Source organism: Planctomycetaceae bacterium, assembly GCA_041398825.1.
In the GTDB taxonomy this organism is placed as follows: Bacteria; Planctomycetota; Planctomycetia; order Planctomycetales; family Planctomycetaceae; genus F1-80-MAGs062.
The window spans coordinates 1-21,035 of sequence record JAWKTX010000008.1; the positions used below are offsets into that span (position 1 = coordinate 1).

Below are 21,035 nucleotides of genomic sequence, written 5' to 3' on the forward strand. Positions count from 1 at the left end.
CCGTGATCAGCGGAAAATCCGCATCGATGCCGCTGTCTTCAATTCCCACAGTGCGTATTGAACAGGCCCGGCCGCAATAAAGCTGGAATACATCCGGTCGCTTCAACCATGAATGGCAGCGAACAGGTTGGTCATTTCTTTCGACCAGAATTCCTCGATACTTTCGACTGCTGAATTCAGAGGAAGACCAATGGCAAATCGTTGGCCCGGCGGCGGTTGACTCCAGCCAGCGGCAACGGGTCTTCCAAATATCAGGCGAGCGCAGGCGACATCGGACATGGGCTGCCGTGGCTCAGTGTGCTGGAAATGCAACTCCGCCTTGCCCACGGTCAGGAAGTGTTGAATCGTGTTTTCCATCGGAACACTCAGCTGCGCAACGTCCGTTTGTTGAGATTCCTGATGCAGGCAGTACTCAAAAATCAAAGGACGACTGAGGAGTCTGTCGTGAAGATCCTGTACGCTCACTCCGAGGACAGGATGTGCCCAGTCGGCGGCCACCTGGATGGAAGGATCCAGCACAAATCGTCGGTACCACATCGCGGGATGGGGAATGACCAGATCGGGACGTTCAATCACCTGATCGCCATAGAAAATGAGATCCAGATCCAGTGGCCTTGGGCCCCAGTGGATGTCGCGGGTACGTCCGAATTGATTTTCCGTAGCGTGCAGTCGGCCAAGCAATTCGAACGGTGTGAGTGACGTTTGGATAACAGCGGCGGCGTTTACGAATTCCGTCCCTGCGTTCTCACCAACCGGTGCCGTGATAAAGGACTCACTGAGTCGCAACACCTGAAGATCGGACGACTCCAGAAGCTGAACAGCGCGCTTCGGGAGAGTTTTGGACGCTTGAACGTTGCCTCCGATTGCAATGAGGCATTGAGTCTCGGACACGGCTGAAATTCCTGCTCCTGCTGCAAAATGAAAGAGCACGGAGTGTAGCAGAATCAGAAGCCGTACGACTGCAGCGAAGTGTTGGTCCGGGTCCACCAGCCATTATTGCCACCGCCCACCATCGAAATTCCACTAATACACAAAACGATGATCAGCGCGAGCATCACGGCATACTCAACGGCGGTCGGTCCGGAGTCGTCGTGAATGAATTTTCGAATGACGCGCCTTAGCATTTCTTGCCGCCCAGGTGAGTGTCGTGGGGGGAGGTTCAATCCGAAAAAGTCTTGCTTAGAAATACTCTCCGGACTGCCACAGAATGGAAAGTTTACGGATGCAACGCCCCATTAACGGACGCGCCATCCGGCGAATCGTCAAAATCGGCATGACCGGATACGAACCGGCTTCATTCCCGGATGTGGGCCAACGTTTTTGTCGCGGATCTCAAAGCCACGACGCAGCCCGATCAAGTTGCAGAAGCGCTCTTCGATCGACACACTGCAACCAGCCTGAGGTTTCACACCGCCTCACATTCCACAAACCTCTGACGCCCATTGCGCAATCGGCCCGAAAAACATAAACATCAGGAAGCCCCTATGGCCAGCTATGCAAGTCGACTGCGTGAACGAATTCTCAAGTGCCGAACTCCCGCCCTGGTCGGGATTGACCCTCGCTGGGATCTGCTGCCAGAGAGCATTCGAAGTTCGGCGGCCGGATCGTCGGGCACGATCAACGAACGAACTGCCTACGCATTCGAGTCGTACTCCCGGACACTCATTGATATTGTCGCTCCATTGGTGCCTGCCATAAAACCACAGGTCGCATTCTTCGAACAACTGGGAGTGCCGGGTTGCCGCGCGCTGCATGCGGTCATGACGCACGCCCGACGTGCCGGTCTGATGGTGATTGCGGACGCCAAACGAGGAGATATTGGTTCGACGGCTGAAGCCTATGCCGATGCGTGGCTGGCCGGCGAGGACGTCGAAGCTGCAGCGTGGCCAGCCGACGCATTGACCATCAATCCTTACCTCGGCGGCGACACCCTGCAACCATTTGTACGTCTCGCTGCCCAGCGCAATGCGGGTGTTTACGTTCTGGTCCGCACAAGTAATCCGGGCGCGGAGGACCTGCAGGATCAAATCTCTGATGGAGCGGCGTTGTACGAACGCGTTGCTGATCAGGTCGAAGAATTATCTGCTCAGTCAAAGAAGGATGACGCGTATGGTGCCGTCGGTGCCGTCGTTGGTGCAACCTGGCCAGAGCAACTGGTGTCTCTTCGAGCTCGTATGCCAAGCGTCCCGTTGTTGATTCCCGGCTACGGAGCACAGGGAGGCACATCGGCGGACACCGCCGGCGCGTTCGATGCCACCGGCATGGGTGCTTTGGTCAACAGTTCGCGCGGAATTAATTTTGCATGGACTCGCCAACCCTATGCAGACCAGTTTGGTCCTGAGAAATGGCAGGATGCTGTTGCAGCGGCCACGCGCGACATGATCGCTGACCTGGCCACACATACTTCTGCGAGTCAGCTTGCAAACGCTTCGTAGCCCGTGGAGTATCGGCAAGCGATGTCCGGCAATGATGATCCAGCAGAAAAGCACCGACGCATTCGCGTGGTGTTTTCCATTGGTGCGCTTCATGGTGGCGGCTCCGAACGTCAACTCGTCTCGCTGCTTCGGCAGCTCGATCGACGACGCTTCGAACCGTTTCTTTACCTGATTTATCGATCCGGACCACTGCTGAGTCTGGTGCCGGATGATGTTCCTGTCGCTGCGTTTGAAGAACGCGTGACTCCCTCCCGGATTTATGCTCCCGGCCTTATGCATGCCCTGCGCGTTGCGGATTTTGCGAAGTACCTTCGGGAGATTCGCGCGGACGTGAGCTATGACCGGACGTTTCTGATGACGCTGGTGTCTGCCGCCGGGGCCCAGAAGGCAGGCGTTCCCAACGTCTCTACCATTGTCACCGACCCGGAAACCGGGTTCTCACCAGTGGCGGGTCGATTCCAGTGGATCAAACGCAGAAAACTACACCGATTGTACGAGCGATCGTCTCGCGTTCTGGCGGTTTCGGACGGAGCACGGAAAGCTGCGATTCGTTTCTACAAAATCCATCCGGAACGAATTGAGACGCTTCTGAACGGCGTTGACACCAACCTGCTGGAGGAACAGGCCATTCGACCGCCGGGCTCAGAATCCCCGGACCTCGCCGCATGGTGGAATGGCGATCAGGCAATGGATTCCGGCGGCACCAGTTCCCGGCCCGACACTCTTCGGATTGTAAGTGCAGGTCGGCTCAACGAACAAAAGGGCTTCCACTTTCTGATTCAGGCTGCCGCAGACCTGAAGGTCCGATTTCCTGATACATCGATTCGACTTTGCATTCTTGGAGATGGCGATTGGCGTGACCGATTGATGCAGTTGGTCAACGAACGGGGCTTAAGCAACGAGGTTCGCATGCCAGGGTTTCAATGCAATGCTGCGTGGTGGTATCGAAGCGCTGACGTCTTTGTGCTGCCATCGCTCATTGAAGGAATGCCGAACGTGTTGCTGGAGGCCATGGCACTGGGGACGCCCGTCATCTCAGCCGATTGCCCCTCCGGTCCACGAGAAATCCTTGAGGGCGGTCGCTTCGGACAGCTTGTCCCTCCCTCCAGCAGCAAAGCCATTTGTGACGCCCTGTCCCGCGTGCTGACCGATGGCCATGAAATCAGAAAGATGTCTGCAGAAGCGGCGATGCACGTGAAGGCCAACTACACAATCGCGCAGGCCGCCCGACGGCTGGAAACGCTGTTCACATCGCTGGTTGAAGCAAACGGAAGTCCCCCAAAGTAAAAGGCAATGACCCGGTGGCCTCGACGGAAGAAAAGTTCCCGGTGATCGCACTGTCACTGATTGCGGCATCAGGCTGAGACACATCCAGGGAACGATGGAAGCATTTTCAGCATCACGGATTCAGGATCGGTTGAAAGGGATCGCCAGGCATTCCTGATCACCTGCCAATTGCTGGTTGGAAGGACTCTCCTGACATATCCTGCCGACCGCGTTCACGTCTTGTACGGTGACGGGCATGTTTCCCGCGAACCCTTCTTGCCGCGGGCGATGGGCGTTGCACAAACGAAATACGGTTGCGGTGCTTTCAGCAGGCAGGCAAATGGTCAAGCGTAAAACAGAAGAATCAAAGCTGCAGAATCGTATTGCATCTGCAAGGCAGGCATGGAGGAAACGTCATTCTCCCAGCGGATTGCAATTTGTGCTGGCGGACCGCATCGACCTGATTCCTGCCAGAGCATGGGATTCTCTGACAAATAACCACTCGTGGTTTCTGTCGCGTGAATACCTGTCAGTGATTGATTCCGCGGGACCCGAGAATGTCTCCGGCCGCTACGCCATGGCATTCGATGGGTGCAAGCCGGTTGCGGCTTTGGTTGCACAGCTTGTGCAAATCGACGGGAAGCACTTGATCAGCAATGATCCGGTCGTCGCCAAGACAACGGCTTTAATCGAGCCCGGGGCGAAGTCCATTGCAGAGTTCACTGCAGTCGCGCGAAAGAAGGTTGAACAGGTTGTCCGGGGCGTCACTGAAAAAACAAAACGCAAAGCGGTTGAACGGATCAGGGGACGGGTGTTGGTCTGCGGCAATTTGCTGTCGTGGGGTCAGCATGCCGTTGCACTTTCGAATGATGTTTCAAGACCGACTGCCTGGGGCGCTGTGGCCGAAGCCTTGTACCGAATCCGAAGGGCAGAACGACTTTCCGGACAAACGGACCTGGTGATGCTCAAAGACTTCCCAGGCGGCGATGCGTCAGCAGATTGGGGAATTGACGAGCTGAAAGACTTCGACTATCGCCCCGCCGAAACGGACCCGAACATGGTGCTGACGATCGATCCTGCATGGAAGTCGTTTGAGCACTATCTTAACAGCCTTTCGTCGAAGTATCGAAGCAGTGCAAAGAAGGTTGTGAAGGAAGTCGAATCGGCTGGAGTGGAACTGACGCTGGTGGAAGACATCAGGCAACACGCCGATTCCATCTTTGAACTCTATCATGCCGTCCAATCAAGAGCGGCCGTGCGACCGGTTTCTATCTCACCAGACTACCTGCCAGGAATTGCAAAAGCTGCCGGAGAAAATTTCCGCTGCACAATTGCCGTTCAGGAGGGCAGAACGATTGGTTTCATCACCACGCTCAGGGATGGCGACACATGCGTGGGTTATTACATCGGATTCGACTATCAGGTGAATCAGCAGTGTCCGCTCTATTTTCGGCTGTTACAGGTTTGCGTCGAAGATGCGATCCGCTTTGGCTGTTCGAAGCTTTCGCTTGGGCGGACAGCTCTTGATCCCAAAGCCAGACTGGGTGCAAGGCCGGAAGCAACGTCCGTCTGGCTTCGACACAGGCAACCCATCCTGAATCACCTGCTTCGAAGTTTGCTTGGTTCGATTCCCCATGACGAAGCCCCCGATCGAAATCCATTCAAGTCATGATGTCGCATTCGATAACTGCAGACATGAACCTTTGCCTGCTGCTTTCAGCCGCGCTGATTCCACTCGAACGTCTCGCCCTGGCACTGATCCCCGTAGTGATCCTCCTGATCGTGCTGCGATCGTGGTCCATCGCCGTGGGAACATCGATCTTTGCCATTGGTCGAATGCTGCTGCAATTGTTCATTATTGGCTATCTGCTGCGCTACATTTTTGAGGCGGACAGTCCACTTGTCGTTTTGGGTGTTCTGTCGGTCATGCTGCTTGTGGCCAGCTGGATTTCCCTGCGAGTAACGGTCCGGAACCGACGACGCTATTATCTGCGAGCTTTTGCTGCCATTTCGATTTCGGGTGGTTTCACGCTGATGATTGTGACGCAGGGAGTCCTGCAACTGGATCCCTGGTATTCCCCCGACAAGATGATCCCTTTGGCAGGAATGATTTTTTCGAGCTGCATGAATGCGGTTGGCCTGTCAGCAGAACGATATCTGGCAGAATTGTCCCGCGGTGTTTCTCGGGATAAAGCGGCCAGAACAGCCATCGAAACATCTCTGATTCCCATCACGAATTCACTGTTCGCCGTTGGTGTGGTTTCTATTCCGGGGATGATGACGGGACAGGTGCTGGCCGGGGCGGCACCGCAGATTGCTGCCCGATATCAGATCATGGTGATGTGCATGATGTTTGCGTCGGCTGGACTGGCATCCGTTCTGGTGCTCCATCTGATGCGTTCGGATCCGGCGGAAAGACCGTCCACACCTGCAGATGGAACGACGAATTCCGATGACAACGGTCACTGAGGTTGTCATCATTCCGTGAATGCTGATTCTGTCCCACAAGTGGCCGCGTCATTTCTCCCGGTTCTCAGGTAAGTCCTTCCGATGTTCTGAAAATGGTGGAGATGCCATCTTGTGGCGGCCCGATTACGACTTTCGCTTCGAGACGAAGCATCAGACAGATTTCAGTAACAATATCCGCTCCCTAATCTGCTTCAGTAATGTGAGTTTTCCTCAATGACAAATTCGCCCCTGCAATTGCCGGACACAACCACCGCGCGAATGCTGCAGTTTCAACGGCGAGTACGCTTGATCAAGCTCACGGAAGCCATTCTGGGTGCCGTCTTCGGGCTCACGCTGTCTTATGTAGCCGTATTTGTGCTGGATCGTTTTTTTGAAACGTCTGCTGGCATCCGGGGACTTCTGCTGGCCATCGGATGCATTGGTCTCGCCGTTTTTCTTCCATTGATGTGCCATCGCTGGATCTGGAAGACTCGGCGTATGGAACAAATTGCCCGACTGTTGAAGCAAAAGTTTCCCGGGTTGGGCGATCAGTTACTGGGGGTGGTTGAACTGGCTCGTGATCCGAATCAGCCGGGAAACAGTCTGGCCCTGGCCAGGGCTGCGATTGGTCATGTGGACAGTCTGGTTCGGGATCGGGACTTGAGTGATGCCGTTCCCAATCCGCGTCATCGCACCTGGACCGCTGTCGCGGCCGTTCCCGTAATCCTCACGTTGCTTGCGATGCTTGTCGTGCCGGCCGCTGGCTTCAATGCTCTCAAACGCTGGATCGCTCCCTGGAGTCAGACAGATCGTTACACATTTGCCCGGATTGACCCGCTATCGCCGACGATGATCGTGCCCCACGGAGAAGACTTCCTGCTGACAGCCAGTCTCAAGCCTGATACCACGTGGTCCCCGGACACCGGGACTGCCAGCATTAATCATGTGCGGACAGAAACATCTTCGCTGACGGATTCCCGATACGACTTTCAAATTCCCGGACAGACGGTGCCAGCCAGTATCGACCTTCGCATCGGAGACGTTCGGAAATCGATAACGGTACGGCCGGAGACTCGCCCCGAACTGACACAGCTGATGGCCACTGTCACACTGCCTTCATACCTGCAACGCAGTGAACCGCTGGTCAGGGACGCTCGCACTGGCAGCATGTCGGTGATTCCCGGCGCTGTTGTGGAAGTTCAGGCAGAGGTCAGTCGCGGACTTGCCGAAGCAAACGCTTCGGTGCAACGACCTGTTAGTCGTACCAGCGACGACTCACCTGAATCGACTGCCGCAGTAGTTGCGACGCCTCCTTTCATTCCTGCTCCAACCGTCTGTCTGACCGGAAACACTCTCACGACCAGCCCGGTACACGTGGAAGAATCACTGCTGCTGGATATCTCCTGGCGTGATGATCTTGGGCTGACGTCCCGCGAACCCTTTCGCCTGAAGCTGAACATGATCGAAGATCTGCCTCCTGCTGTTTCGTGCCAGCAGCAGGAACCGCAGCAGGTGATTCTTTCGACCGATGTCATCACATTCGAACTGTCGGCGGCGGATGATTTTGGAGTCAAACAGTTGGGGTTGTCATGGCAGGGAATGCTGGACGCACAGGAAAGCCCGGAAACCGGTTACCAGGTTCAAATGGGTCAGAAAGTGGCGGCGGGTGGTGGACCCGATCGGGAAAAAGTTCAGGCAACCGTCACATTCTGCGCGGAAACAGACGGAGTCGTCCCGCAACTACTGGAACTTCGCGCGTGGGCGGAAGACTTCCACCCGGACCGGGAACGAACGTTTTCGCCTTCCTACGTCCTTCAGATTATGCGGCCCGGCGAACATGCGATCTGGGTTTCCAATCAGTTACGACGATGGGCCAGTCAGGCCGAAGATGTTTACGAAGAAGAAATGCGGTTGCACGCGACCAATCGCGAACTGCGGGCAGTGAGCATCAACGAACTTGGCCAGCCGGAAATGCAACAGACGATTGCTCAACAGGTTGCGGCCGAACGCGCCAACGCTGCACGACTGGGAAGTATCACCGAGCAGGGACGCATGCTGATCCAGCAAGCGATGCGGAATCAGGAAATGCAGGCACAGCACCTGGAGAAGTGGGCGTCTGCACTGCTGAACCTCGAAAAGATGTCGCAGCAGCAAATGCCATCGATCGCCGGTCTGCTGAATAATGCTGCAAACTCCAGCAGGAAAGCGGCGGCCGCGGCCGGCGAACTTTCGGATGATCAGTCCAAAGATCCCCTGACTGTCGGCAACAATCGCAGCACCATGCAGGGAAAACAGGATGAGAACGCTGGTGAGTCTCCCGATGAGGATCCCGATGACGATGGAAAGGCAAAGGCTCCAAAGATCGAGGATGTGGAATCCGGCTTTAACAAACCGACAGAAGACGATCCGGATGCTGAAAAGGACGACGACAAGAAGGGAAAGAAAAAGTCCGGCCCCGGTCGACTGACGCTGCCGGAAACAGTGTTGCAGGGAGGCCCGCGCGCGCCGAAGAAGGACAAAGAAAAATCGAACGAGGAAGAGCAGGCGGAAGAAGATCTTGCGGAAGCGGTTGAGGTACAGGAGTCGCTGCTGCTGGAATTCGAAAAGATCCGCGACGATCTGCAGGCCATCATGGATGACCTGGAAAACAGCACCTTTGTGAAACGCCTGAAGGCCGCATCACGCAGACAGCTGGAAATCGCTCATGATCTGAATCGTTCGTTAATGCAGTCGTTTGGAGTCGACTACCGTCAGCTGGACGAACAACGCACCAGCATGCTGGCCACAATCGCGCAGCGTGAAGTGGATCAAAGTCAATTCATCTGGAACATTCAATCGGATATGGAAGCCTACATGAGCCGCGTTCCTGATCCGGTTTCGTTGCGCATCATCGATGAAATGAAAGACGCATCCGTGGTCACCCAGGTCGAAGGGATCAGCGAACGAATTCGAGAGAACATGGCGGGCGAATCCATCTCACGCGCGGAATTCTGGGCCGATACACTGGACCGCTGGGCCGAAGAACTTGTCCCCATTCCTGAAGACAGCGACGGCAAGAAAGAAAAGGACAAAGATAAAGACAAACCCAAAGGCAGCCTGCCGCCGACAATTGTCCTGGAGATCATGCGTGTGCTTGAAGCAGAAATCGGATTGCGGGAAGAGACGCGATCCCTCGAACAGGCGCGCGAAGCCATTCTGATTAACGAATACGTCTCCAGAGCCGTTCAACAGGGAACGTCCCAGAAAGAACTCGTTGACCGAACTGTACAGGTGATGACGGATATTCGTGACCTGCCTGAAGGCGGCGAAGCATTTGAGACGGAACTGGACATGCTGTCCGCAGCTCGGGATGCGATGATGGATGCACAATCGATCCTGACAATACCAAACACCGGTCCGGATGCAATTGCCGCAGAAACGGAGGCCATCGAAAGTCTTTTGCGGGCCAAACGGAATCAGTCCAGCGATTCGCAGGGCAAGTCCAGTGGCGCTCAGGCAGGATTCGGCAGCGAAGGAAGCACCGAGCAGGCCGCGCTGGCTTTAATGGGATCCAGCTCAGATGCCCAGGCCAGGATTCAGCAGCGAGGTGTCAATCAGGCAACCGGTAATTCAGAAAACGCTTTGCCGGAAGAATTTCGTGATGGGTTAGATGCGTTCTTTAACGCTGTCGAAGGAGGCCGCTGATGACACACCGGACAAAACACAGGTTTGCTGTCAAACCCATTCTCTTTGCTGTGGCCTGTTTCGGAATCGGCACCACCCTTACTCCGGATTCCTGCGCACAGTCTCAGGAACCGGAGATTCGATTCGGAACTGCCGTCCCCCCTGACGTCGAAGCAATCTACGAACGCGGGCTGCAATGGCTGGTCAGGAATCAGGATAAAGATGGGACCTGGCACGGCGGAGAAAATCATCATGGCGGCGGACCCGGAAATTCCGGAATCACCGGAATGGTCGTCATGGCATTTCTGGCCAGTGGCGAGGATCCCAACTTCGGTGCTTATGCAGACAGTATTCGCCGCGCGCTACAGGCGCTGATCAGGGGACAGGATCTGAAGTCCGGTTACCTGCCCGGAAGTATGTATCATCATGGCTTTGCAATGCTGTCTCTGGCAGAAGCCTACGGAGTTGTGGATGAAGAAACACTCTGGCAGGGTTCAGGAGAGGAAAAGGAAACGCAGAGATCGATTGGCGAGGCACTGGAACTGGCCGTTCGCTGTGCTGTCACCGCGCAGAAGAACAATCCATGGGGAGGATGGCGTTATGCTCCTTCAGCCTCTGATGCGGACACATCCGTATCCGGCGCTGTGCTGATGGGATTGCTGGCCGCCAGAAACGCGGGAATCAGGGTTCCTGACGAAACCATCGATAATGCCATCAGTTATTTTCAGAAGATGACATCCAGTCAGGGAGCCGTGGGTTATTCGGGCGGTGTTGGTGGATGGGGCGGATCGAAAAACCTGCAGGCCATCGCATCTCTCATCTATGCCGTGGGACGTCGAAAAGATCTGGACGAATACCAGGCCGTGACCAGTCAGGTGACTTTGAATCTGGAACACACCGATAATGGATACCCCGAATACTTCCGCTACTACATGGCTCAGGCCTTGTTTCAGGGCGACTTCGATTCCTGGCAGCGATGGAATCAACTCACCATTCGCCAGTTGAAAAATCTGCAGGCAGAAGACGGGCATTTTGAAAGCCGCCATGGGGCCGCCTACGGTACATCGATGTCCATGCTTGCACTCGCACTGAATTATCGCTTCCTGCCGGTTTATGAAAGGTAATCGGCGACTGCAAAGGAGCAGTTGGCCGCTCCCGCAGCGCCCGCACGCAGTGGGTATCCGCGATGAGATTCCGGCCATCACACCGCGAACCGCCTGTTCACGGACGGTAGAAATGCTGCCAGCGATCCGATGGCGAAACGGCATAGGTGCGATGGATCGATCTTCACTGAAATCCGGGAATTCGTGTGAATTGGTTCCCTTTCGTGGCAGAGACTGACGGCAATACAGAATTTCGCTGCTGGGCAAACCTGACTGACTAAGAAAACCTGACGGGCTGTCGTCCGACAAGGTCTTCAAATTCGTTCGGCGGGAGGCGGAAGTCTCATTTTCCGGCTCGTTTGCATGATAGGTTGAATTGAAGCCGCTGCCCGCCGGGGTTTCAGGCTCCTCCCACCCTCATTCAACAGGCATCCTCCAACGTTCCCACTCGACGGCCCCATCCACGTTTTGCTGCTCGGTTTTCGCCATTGTCGGACACCGCACTCCGGAACCGTATGGGTCCTGTGAACGAAGTGCTGAGACTGTTTCAGTGAAAAAGTCCGCTGAAGGAAACAAACCCATGAGCAAAGCCAAGCCATTTCTGTTTGGTAGTTTGCTGGGTGCATCAATCATGTTTGTTGCCATGCAGTACCATGTTGTTCGGTCGCATGACGGCTTTCAGGTTGTTCCGCGCACCCCGCAGGCCTCGCTCGGTCTGGCCTACGCGGATATCCGTGAATGGGATGCCACCAAATGGACCGACCGTCCCGAACTTGCCCGCGCGCTGATGGCGCATGGATCGGCGGACCTGATCTCACAGTCGGTGGTCGAAAACCTGACGGATACCGTGTCCACAGAAAGTGCAACTCTGGACCAACTGCGTTCACTGATCAACGGAAAAACGGACGGGGCAGATTCTGCAACCGATGCGAGACTGTTCAAGCTTCCCGACTTCGAACCCTTGAAACCGGACGCCAGCAACGAGAACTCCATCGTGATCCCGTTTCCTCAGGATGCGAAGAGACCATTGCCGGACCCATTCAAGGTTGCCCAGTCAGGTTCTGATCAGTCAACTTCTGAGCGGTCAACTTCTGTTCAGTCGGGTGCTGATCGGGCGAATGCTGCAGGGACGGACACGAGTTCAAGGACCATCAACAGCGACTCGTCAAAAGGAAGTCGTTTTGGAGTGGACGATATTTTGAACACAGGGACGCAATTCTTTACGGAAGACGTGTCGCCGCCAGCCCGGACGTTTTCCGGCGACACCAGTCGGAATTCGGTTCCATCGGTCTCCCCAACTCAGAAAATTGCAGAGCGTCTGGAATCCACGATCTTCGGATCAGGGCCGGGAAGCACCTCCGGAGAAGTTCCGACCAGTTCGAGCCGTGCTCCCGTGTCTCCCTTCGAAGACATTTCCGCAGAACTGGAAAGCAGAGCTCGTTCTGCTTTGAACCGAGCTGAGACATCGTTGGGTGAAACCGGATCGAAAGCAATGGAATCCATTACGTCGGACTCAGGGCAATTCATTCGGGACCGACTTCCGGATTCCGTACGGTCCGCCTTCCCCGCCACCCCTTCGACATCGGGGAGGTCCGGAAATTCAGCCGGGGCTGGATCGATGTTGTCAGAGGATACTCTGAGGTCGCTTCGCGAGAAGTTCGACCCGTTTGTTGACTAGATGGCGAACGATGTCGTTCTCGGCAGTGAATCGCTGTCCGGCGAAAGAATCGGCTGAGTGCGTTGCTGATCTTGAACGGGCTGATGCAGCAAGCCTGATTTCGAACCGTATGGCGCGGCGAGGTTGATTCGTCGGTCGTTATCAATAACTTACCGCTCACAGAAGCCCGGCTCTTGCAGGACCGGGCTTCCTGACTTTTGAGGTGGACGGTTCTGGTACGCGGTATCGGCCAGTCATCACGAGAGTCCCGACTATCACGTGTTCAGCTCTGCGTCTTCCAAACGGATCCATGCGGTCCGTCATAAATCTGATCCCTACTATGACCCCCGCTCCATTTAACTGGCGTCCGTTTCTTTCTGAACAGCGAATTGGAGGCTCGGCATCAACAGCTTCCAGTACCGAAACACTTCGATCGGAGTTTCATCGGGACTATGATCGCATCATCTTTTCCAGCGCGTTTCGTCGATTGAGCGACAAAACGCAGGTCGTGCCGTTCCCGCAGTCCGATTACACACGGCGCCGATTGACCCACAGCCTGGAAGTCTCGTGTGTCGGGCGTTCTTTGGCGACAGAAATCTACAGCCACAGGGATTCCGGGATCTCGTCGGTTGTGTCGCAGGGCGATTTCGAAGCTATTGTCGCGACAGCCTGCCTTGCACACGACATCGGCAATCCTCCGTTCGGTCATTTTGGCGAACGAGCCATTCAGGACTGGGCCACAGAATTCTTCTCACAGAACAAGCAGGGCTGGGAACTGGCTGGCCAAATGACCGAAGGCCAGCGAGCCGATCTGACCGCTTTCGAAGGTAATGCCCAGAGCTTTCGCGTGTTGACTCGCCTGCAGATGAGCAATCGCGTGGGCGGAATGCGTTTGACCGCTGCAACTCTGGGCGCTTTGATCAAGTACCCGCGACCAAGCTTCATTGGAAATCAGCCTGCCAGATATCGGAAGCATGGATGTTTTGAAGACGACCGAGCGCTCTTTGACGCTGTCTTTTCAGTGGCCGGACGCACAGCAGGTCCCTCCGGCGAATTCAGCCGCCATCCACTCGCCTGGCTGACCGAGGCGGCCGACGATATCTGCTACGTTGTTGTGGATCTTGAAGATGGATGGAAGGCGGGACTGGTTTCTCTGGATGATGCCGTCCGCATACTGGATGCCATCGGCAAACCGTCATGGGATGCCAGCGGATTGCCGGATGAAGATCGACTTGCAATGGCCCGCGCGCTGGCCATCAGCCAGCTTGTGCAGGAATGCTCTGTTGTCTTCCAGCAGCACATGGCAGAAATCCTGGACGGCACCTTCGAAGGGGCTTTGATCGACTATTGCCCTTCCGGAGAACCCTACAACGAAGCCAGGACGCTTGTTTGCCGTCAGGTCTTTCAAAGTACCCGGGTGCTGGAGATGGAAGCTGCCGGTTACAGAGCCATTCAGGGTCTGCTGAATATGCTTGTGCCTGCCGTACTTTCGTCCGCCCCCAATCGATTTCAAAGGCACTTGATTCAACTGACCGGCGTGCGTATTGCCGGAGAAATGTCTGACTACCAGAAACTGCTGGCCTGCACAGACAACGTCTCGGGCATGACCGACCGGTACTGCGTCGAGCAGTTTCAGAAACTGTCTGGTTTCGGTGCCATTTAACTTAACGGCCTGTGGAAAACGGGACCGGCTCGAGCAGGAGACCTGAAAACACGATGGTTTCCAGTCGTCCTTCCTGCCTGTCCCGGTTTTCAGCGGACAGTTAACGGGGCCGCACATTTGGTATTCTTATACGGTCGTGATCGATATCATTCGCCAGTACCGCGAATTGACGCTCGTCGACTTCATCGCCCTTCATCGCCGCAACGACTCACATCCGTCAGCCGTCATCATGCACGCAACCGAATTCATCAATTCGAAGAAAGCATTCGAACACGTCCCCGTGGTCGTACTCTTCGGAAGTGAGCGATTTCTGAAACTCGAAGCGCTCAGGCGAATTCCCGGCTGCGGTGGCGACGGCAGCGATGACGAACTTTCTCTGACAAAACTCAACGGCAGTGATGTTGAATTTCGCGATGTGGTCACGGAGCTGAAAACCGTTTCAATGTTCGGCGATCAGCGTATCGTGCTGATTGAAGATGCAGACGAGTTTGTCAGTAATCACCGAGCGGCTCTGGAGAAATACGTCGCCCATCCATCCCGGTCGTCACTGCTGATTCTGGATGTCAAATCGTGGCAGAAAACCACCCGGTTGTATAAGGCTGTTGCTGCCGTCGGTCTTGCGCTGGAATGCGGTCAGCTCAAGGGGGCTGCCCTGATCAGCTGGCTGCAGCGACTGGCAAAAGATGAACACGGAAAGGTACTGGAAAAGGATGCTGCGTCGCTGATGATTCAGCTGGCTGGCGACAGTATGGGCTTGCTGCAGCAGGAAGTCGCAAAGGTAGCCGCACTGGTGGGTGAAACAGAACAGATGACCACGGACGATGTCAGTCGAGTTGTTGGCGGATGGCGTCTGGAAACGACATGGGTCATGCTGGATGCCGTGCGCGACAACAACATGTCCAGAGCCATCGAAGCTCTTGAGAAACTGCTGCAGGCCGGTGATGCACCTCAGAAAATTCTGGGTGGCACAACATTTACGTTTCGGAAGCTAGGGCAGGCCACGGAACTCGCGCGCACCGGCACAGCGCTGCCGGATGCACTTCGCAGTTCCGGTGTCATGCCTTTCGCTGTGGGGGACTTCGAACGCTACATGCGCCGAGTCGGTTTTGAAAAAGCGAGCCGCATTCTGCAATGGCTCTGCGAAGCGGATCACGACATGAAGGGTGGCAGCCGTGTCGACCCAAAAATCCTGCTGGAACGCCTCTTCGTCCGCCTTTCCGGCAACTGACTTCTGCCGACTGACTTCTGCCGACTGACTTCTGGCGACTGACTTCCGGCGACTGACTTCCGGCGACTGACTTCTGCCGACTGACTTCTGCCGACTGACTTCTGCCGACTGACTTCCGCCAACTGATTTCGGAGGGGTCATCCATTGGATGAACCCGAGGGAATGCACAAACACAGTGCCAACGGCCCGTGGAGGAACTGGCGACAGGCTCACCCGGCGCCAGCTGTCCATTGAAAAACCGGGACAGGCACACGTGAGGACTGGAAACCATCGTGTTCTCAGGTCTCCTGATCGAGCCAGTCCCCGTTTTTCAACCGGCTTTTGGCAAGAGAGGTCCTCACGAGCCACCGCTGCTTTGTTGACACTGTCGGATTACTGCTTCCAACGGGCCACGCTCAGCAACGGTTGTTAAGGGACAAATGCGAATTCAGGACAGTTCAGCAAAACCCAGAGAGCGTCTTCTGCCCGCAGTCGCCATTCCGTCTTCAAACGAACGGATGGCGGATCGCCGGCCCGAACGACGGCTTCGATCTGTTGTTTGATTTCGGTTGCGTGAGGGTGAAGATGATTCGACCAGCTGATCGGGTCGCGAATAACTTTCGGCTGCTCCGGAACCACGGCATCAGCAATCAGCCGATCCTCAAATCCTTCCCTCAGCTCATTCGCGAATGCCAGCTCTTCTTCGCTGTCAGGAGTTCGCGACAGCACCTGCTGAAATAACTGAACCGCCAGTTCCTCGGGTGACTTCGCGTTGACCGCGAGTTCCGTGGCGATGGCCCCGTCACTCAGCTGAATCAATCGCCGGCCTGCAGTACCGTTCGAAAGAGTCAATGGTTGCAGTACCGTGGCTTCCTCCGGGCGATTGTTGATGGACTGCGGTCTGGAGTCACGCCACCCGAAGACCGTCAGCAGGTCGTAGATCGCCTGCGCGCGGGGCAGGGCCAGCGCGGGACGATCGCGTTCATTGGACAGCGAACAGAACTGCCAGGCGCGCGTTGGTGCGCCCAGGTTCAGGAAGGATGATGCGGGGCGACGGCCTTCAGAATCCAGGGTCAGCATTTCAGAATCGAATGTTTTTCCGACGACAAAGTACAGGGAATCGACCATCTGTTCAGCGGTCAATCGACGATTCGTTTGCCCGCCGAAGAAACGAGCGAGCGGGGAATCTGCAGGAGCGACGGCGCGCTGCCAGGCGTTTGTATTCATGATGATGCGGGCCGTCGACTTCAGATCATATCCAACGGCCACATGCTGGCGTCCCAGTTCAACCAGCAAATCTGTCAGTTCAGATTCCTGCTCGCCGTCCCAGTCTTCGACATTGGAAATCAGCCCGGTGCCAAACAGCCGTGACCAGAGGCGGTCGACCATCACCTGATCGAATGCTGATTGTGTGGGATGCGTGAAGTGCAGTGCGGCACGTTCGCGCGTATCGGACGGATTCTGAAGCAATGCCTCCAGTGGGACGGCGTCGCCATCCGGAGAATAACCATGGGCCGCCGGGCCATTCAATGCGATGTTGAATGGCCATTCGGGCCTGATAACGGCACCGGGTTCCAGACTGACCGTGATCAGTTCCGAACGTTCTCCGTCCGGTCCGGGCGGAACAGTACTGGTGGCGGGCAATTTGATGGGACCCCGGTTGATCATTGCCGCAACGGAGAACAATTCCTGCTGGCTGAATTCGTTCACAGGTGAATCGTGGCATCGCGCACATTTCATGTCACGAGCGTTGAACGCAGCAGCAATCACCAGCGCGCGTTCTGCAAATGGAACATCGTTCTGGCTCGCCATCGCAAAACCAGCGGGCCCGCCTCCCAGTTTACTGCCCTTCATCATGATCAGTTCTGTTGCAAACTGATCCATCGGTTTGTTGTCCAGAAACGACTCATAGATCCACCAACGGAATGGACCACTGTTATTCAGTTCCGGTTTCAGGATGCCTGGATTTTCGGCCAGAACATCCTGCCAGTAGGCGGTCCAGTGGTCTGCCCACCTGTCATCTGCCAGGAATCGATCGATCGCCAGCGATCGACGAGTTTCAGCGGGCTGACTCAGGAACCAGACAACCTCATCACCTGATGGGACGACGCCAACAGTGTTCAGGGTAACGCGTCTCAGAAATGTCAAATCGTCGACAATGGGCAGGGGCTGTAATTCCTGGCGTTTGAGCACATCGGTGATGATTTGATCGATGCCGCTGGAATCAATTGTCCCGCTGGTTTCTGAAAGGTGATTCAATTGTCGAGCAAGCTGATGGCGACGTTGCCAGTATTCGTCCGCAGCAGTACTTCGTCTTTGTCTTTCCTGCTGTTCCAGATGCCGCACGTACTGCCGTTGATTCGAGGAGAATTCTCGCCAGCTTCGTTCATCAAGTCCGATCGGATGTTCGACGGGCGAGATCAGTTTGAATTCGCTGTCCGGTGAACCCATCGCCAGGACGATTTCACTATTTTCAACGCGCATGCCTGAACCACCAATAATGGTTTCCATTTCGAACAAATGTTCGCCATCGGTGAGTTCAATCGGAGTCACCAGTTCCTGATCGCCGGTTGGAACGGGATGCATGTGCTCGTACAGAAGCGGAATTGGCTGACGAACATCGCCGTGTCCATCCGTTGCATATTTGGCCTGTTCCATCGACGCGACTTCTTTGCCATCGATCAGTAACCGAGCTTTTGATCGCGATCGCATCAATACCTGCGTTGACAAATTCGGCGTCTTCAGTCGCGTTCGCATTCGCAGAATGCTGGGATTGCTCCGGTCACCAATGATGCCGCCGGTGATATATTTTTTTGGTACATCGACAACGGCTGCAACCGGTTGCTGCCACTGCATCGTGATGCGGGTTCCTTCACGCGACCAGGTATCTTTCAGCGACACATTTTCGCGAATATCAAAGGTGACCGTATCCGCCGGAATCTGATCATTCGCCAGTTCCGGGATGGAGGACGATGGCCGCGTCGTCTGGAATCGTTCGGTGATCTCTCGATCGGTCAGAGCGCGTCGAAAGATGGCAACTTCATCCATCAGACCACGAAACGTTGCCGAGGAAGCGCCCCCCATGGACGATCCAATCCAAACCTGATCGTTATCCACGATGGGAGGATTGTGAAATGTCTTTCCGCCCATGTCCCACGAGCCATCGGATGCCAGACCATCGATCCAGCCCTGTGGTGGCTGCTTGCTGCCAAACGTGTATGTCACCGCAACGTGGTGCCACAAACCATCCGGTTCAAACCCGAGCGTGCTGTTCCAGCGATGAAATTCCCCTTTGTAGGCTTCTGCGGTGACCGTTCCATCGTCGTTCTTCTGTTCGGGTCGATTTGCGGAATGATAAAGAAAACTGATGTGTGCCTGACCGCCAATCCCCCGCAACCGCAGGGCATAGTTTTGGTTATTGGAAATCTGACCAGGGTTCTGAGTTCGTCCCTTGCCAATCACATAAATCTGAGCGCCGTCGGATACAGAATCGATGCGGACCCACGCTTCAATGCCAATCGCTTCGCCATTTCCAAAGTCAACGATGCTGTCGTCACCCGGATCATCGAACCGAATGAAGCTTAGCCCGTCCATTCGCAGTGCCGGATTGGTGGAGTTAAAGAGTGGAAAAACCGGCGCGGAAGGACCCGCGTTTTCAACGACGGGTTGTCCTGTGAGCGTGGTTACTGCCAGTTCGCCCAGCGTTGGCGCCAGATCGGCACGTGTAAAATCCCAGAACAATTCGGGCCTGGCCAGGCAGACGCATTGCTGATACGGCCCTTCTGGCTCTGCCACAGGAGGAGTTTGCCCCGGCGTCTCATCCGATCCCTTCGCAGCTGGCAACACAAAGGTCAGAAGCGTAAAAGCCATGACGACCAGGGACAGCAGAGAGAGGCTGCCCACACGGTGAGAATGGGAACGAGTGGCAGATTGATTCATCGGAAAGATTCTCCGAGATGTATTGGCAGGAAGCCTTGAGGTCGGTACTTCAGCGAGCAGGCAAATCGCAGAATACCAAGAATACCCGCTGGCAGGGCCGTCGCCAACTGCGGAACCAGGTCTGTGGGGCAGGTTTGGGTATTCCGCCGATTCAAACGTCACAACGTACCCGTCAAAAACGCCACCGGTATCGGGCCAGCCAGGCCCCGGCGTCTCTCCGTTCCTGCACGCAATTCCGGGCGAGATTGGGGGTGTGATGAAGTGATTGCCAAAGTTGACGGATTCTGCGATGTCGACTCATTTCAACGACGGTTTCGACGCACCTGGAACCATTCGAGCCGGGGCTTTGGAGTCGCTCAGGGGCCTCACAACCCGGGCGATACGTCAAAGTTCCGGGGCAAACGGCCTGAGGCTGACGGTCGAAACGTCCCGTGAAACAGCCGTGCCGTAATCCAGAACGTTCAGCGTGCAGCTGTCAGAACATCAAGCTGTGTCGTAACTGGAAAATGGTCGCTGTACCCCGTGTGATTGTCGAGCCGAAATTCTCGGGGCCGGCCCTTGAGTGTCGTCATGCATTCCGGTCGAAAGATCTGTACCTGCGGAACTCCGGCAGGGTTGGTCACGGCCCGCAAGCCCTGACTTCCATAGTACAATCCGCGAGACAGGATGAACTGATCCAGCAGGTTCATCGTTTGACTGCATTCACTGTGATAACGAGTTCCTCGATCAGGATCTGTCATCAGTGACCACATCGGGTTAAACAGGTAAGCCGGCCGACCGGCATACGATTTATAGGACGGAAGGCTGCCACCGGTCATCCGAATGGCTTCTTCCAGATGATCGGTACTGTAGGCCGCACCAAGCACCTCAAGAACACTTCGATCCCATGGTTCATCATTCAGATCGCCCATGATCAATATGTTACGATTCCAGACATCGTTCAGGTGAAACAGGCTGACATCACTATCGACCAGTTCCAGGTATTCGCGCCGCGGTACTTTCAGAATGTCATTCACAAGACGACTGCAATGGCTGGCGACGGTGAGTCGAAATGGTTCTGTCTCCCATCGCCCCTGACTGCGCGATGGCCAGTGATTCACAAGGACAGTCAGCTCTGCGTCGTTTGCCCGCACCTTCAGCGGCACTTCGAAAATATCTCGCGTTGGAAAACGCATGTGAACCAGATGGCCCTTCATCCGTGCGGGATCGGCCGTGAAGATTCGATCGGAATAGATGAGAGACGTGTCGATGCCGCGAATATCCGGATGCTCGACATGAGCAAGCTGATAGTCGTCTCGTCCAATCTCACGAAGCAGGCGTCTTGCCACACGTTCGTTTTCGATTTCGCAAATGCCGAGCAAATCCGGTCCGTGGCCATCGAACATCTGTCGGATGACTTCTGCCAGATTACGAACCTTGGCATCGAACGCCGCCCGAGTCCATCCATTCACAGGTGTGAATTCGAGGTCTGCTGCAATCGCCGAAATCTCGATATCGAACAGATTCTGAAGATTCCAGAATGCCACTCGAATGGGTTCGGCGGATGGGCTGGATTCGGACGCAAGATTACTGATAGACACGCTGCTTCCCTGCTTCGTCATGATTCTGGCCAAACGGCCTCTGCCCGCATTTCTGTTCAGGACCGCGGTTGAGT

14 protein-coding genes are annotated in these 21,035 nt (G+C 55.5%); 10 read left to right on the forward strand and 4 right to left on the reverse strand.

Annotated features, from left to right (window positions below; all coding sequences use genetic code 11):
- Positions 1-102: 102 nt before the first annotated feature.
- Positions 103-891 carry a 2-amino-4-hydroxy-6-hydroxymethyldihydropteridine diphosphokinase gene (folK, locus tag R3C20_15030; protein ID MEZ6041818.1) on the reverse strand — a complete coding sequence of 263 codons (789 nt, stop codon included), beginning with the start codon at positions 889-891 and terminating at the stop codon, positions 103-105.
- Between the two features lie 53 nt (positions 892-944).
- Positions 945-1,124, reverse strand: coding sequence for a Flp family type IVb pilin (locus R3C20_15035; GenBank protein ID MEZ6041819.1), 180 nt, complete (start codon positions 1,122-1,124; stop codon positions 945-947).
- A gap of 360 nt (positions 1,125-1,484) precedes the next feature.
- Here R3C20_15035 and pyrF point away from each other — a divergent pair, with 360 nt between their 5' ends.
- From pyrF to holA, 9 genes are all read left to right on the forward strand, one after another.
- Positions 1,485-2,435 carry an orotidine-5'-phosphate decarboxylase gene (pyrF, locus tag R3C20_15040; protein MEZ6041820.1) on the forward strand — a complete coding sequence of 317 codons (951 nt, stop codon included), beginning with the start codon at positions 1,485-1,487 and terminating at the stop codon, positions 2,433-2,435.
- 21 nt (positions 2,436-2,456) lie between these two features.
- Complete coding sequence (locus R3C20_15045; protein MEZ6041821.1) at positions 2,457-3,722, forward strand: glycosyltransferase; 1,266 nt, start codon at positions 2,457-2,459, stop codon at positions 3,720-3,722.
- A gap of 319 nt (positions 3,723-4,041) precedes the next feature.
- Positions 4,042-5,373 carry a GNAT family N-acetyltransferase gene (locus R3C20_15050; protein MEZ6041822.1) on the forward strand — a complete coding sequence of 444 codons (1,332 nt, stop codon included), beginning with the start codon at positions 4,042-4,044 and terminating at the stop codon, positions 5,371-5,373.
- Positions 5,370-6,170, forward strand: a complete 801-nt coding sequence (locus R3C20_15055) for an ABC transporter permease (GenBank protein ID MEZ6041823.1) — start codon at positions 5,370-5,372, stop codon at positions 6,168-6,170. Before R3C20_15050 ends, R3C20_15055 begins: the two co-directional genes overlap by 4 nt.
- A 213-nt stretch (positions 6,171-6,383) precedes the next feature.
- Positions 6,384-9,833, forward strand: a complete 3,450-nt coding sequence (locus R3C20_15060; protein MEZ6041824.1) for a hypothetical protein — start codon at positions 6,384-6,386, stop codon at positions 9,831-9,833.
- Positions 9,833-10,936: a squalene--hopene cyclase gene (locus R3C20_15065; GenBank protein MEZ6041825.1), complete on the forward strand. Its 1,104-nt coding sequence runs from the start codon at positions 9,833-9,835 to the stop codon at positions 10,934-10,936. Before R3C20_15060 ends, R3C20_15065 begins: the two co-directional genes overlap by 1 nt.
- Before the next feature lie 559 nt (positions 10,937-11,495).
- Positions 11,496-12,593 carry a hypothetical protein gene (locus R3C20_15070; protein MEZ6041826.1) on the forward strand — a complete coding sequence of 366 codons (1,098 nt, stop codon included), beginning with the start codon at positions 11,496-11,498 and terminating at the stop codon, positions 12,591-12,593.
- 319 nt (positions 12,594-12,912) lie between these two features.
- Positions 12,913-14,235: a dNTP triphosphohydrolase gene (gene dgt / locus R3C20_15075; protein MEZ6041827.1), complete on the forward strand. Its 1,323-nt coding sequence runs from the start codon at positions 12,913-12,915 to the stop codon at positions 14,233-14,235.
- Positions 14,236-14,371: 136 nt separating this feature from the next.
- On the forward strand, positions 14,372-15,463 hold the full coding sequence (holA, locus tag R3C20_15080) for a DNA polymerase III subunit delta (GenBank protein MEZ6041828.1): 1,092 nt from the start codon (positions 14,372-14,374) through the stop codon (positions 15,461-15,463).
- 408 nt (positions 15,464-15,871) lie between these two features.
- Here holA and R3C20_15085 read toward each other — a convergent pair whose 3' ends face one another.
- The gene (locus R3C20_15085; GenBank protein MEZ6041829.1) at positions 15,872-19,381 is read right to left on the reverse strand and encodes a DUF1549 domain-containing protein; all 3,510 of its coding nucleotides are present in this window, start codon (positions 19,379-19,381) and stop codon (positions 15,872-15,874) included.
- Positions 19,382-19,670: 289 nt separating this feature from the next.
- Here R3C20_15085 and R3C20_15090 point away from each other — a divergent pair, with 289 nt between their 5' ends.
- Positions 19,671-19,832 (forward strand): hypothetical protein, encoded by a 162-nt coding sequence (locus tag R3C20_15090; protein ID MEZ6041830.1) that lies wholly within the window; start codon positions 19,671-19,673, stop codon positions 19,830-19,832.
- A gap of 10 nt (positions 19,833-19,842) precedes the next feature.
- Here the strand turns inward: R3C20_15090 and R3C20_15095 are convergent, their stop codons facing one another.
- Positions 19,843-20,982: a hypothetical protein gene (locus tag R3C20_15095; protein ID MEZ6041831.1), complete on the reverse strand. Its 1,140-nt coding sequence runs from the start codon at positions 20,980-20,982 to the stop codon at positions 19,843-19,845.
- Positions 20,983-21,035: the final 53 nt, after the last annotated feature.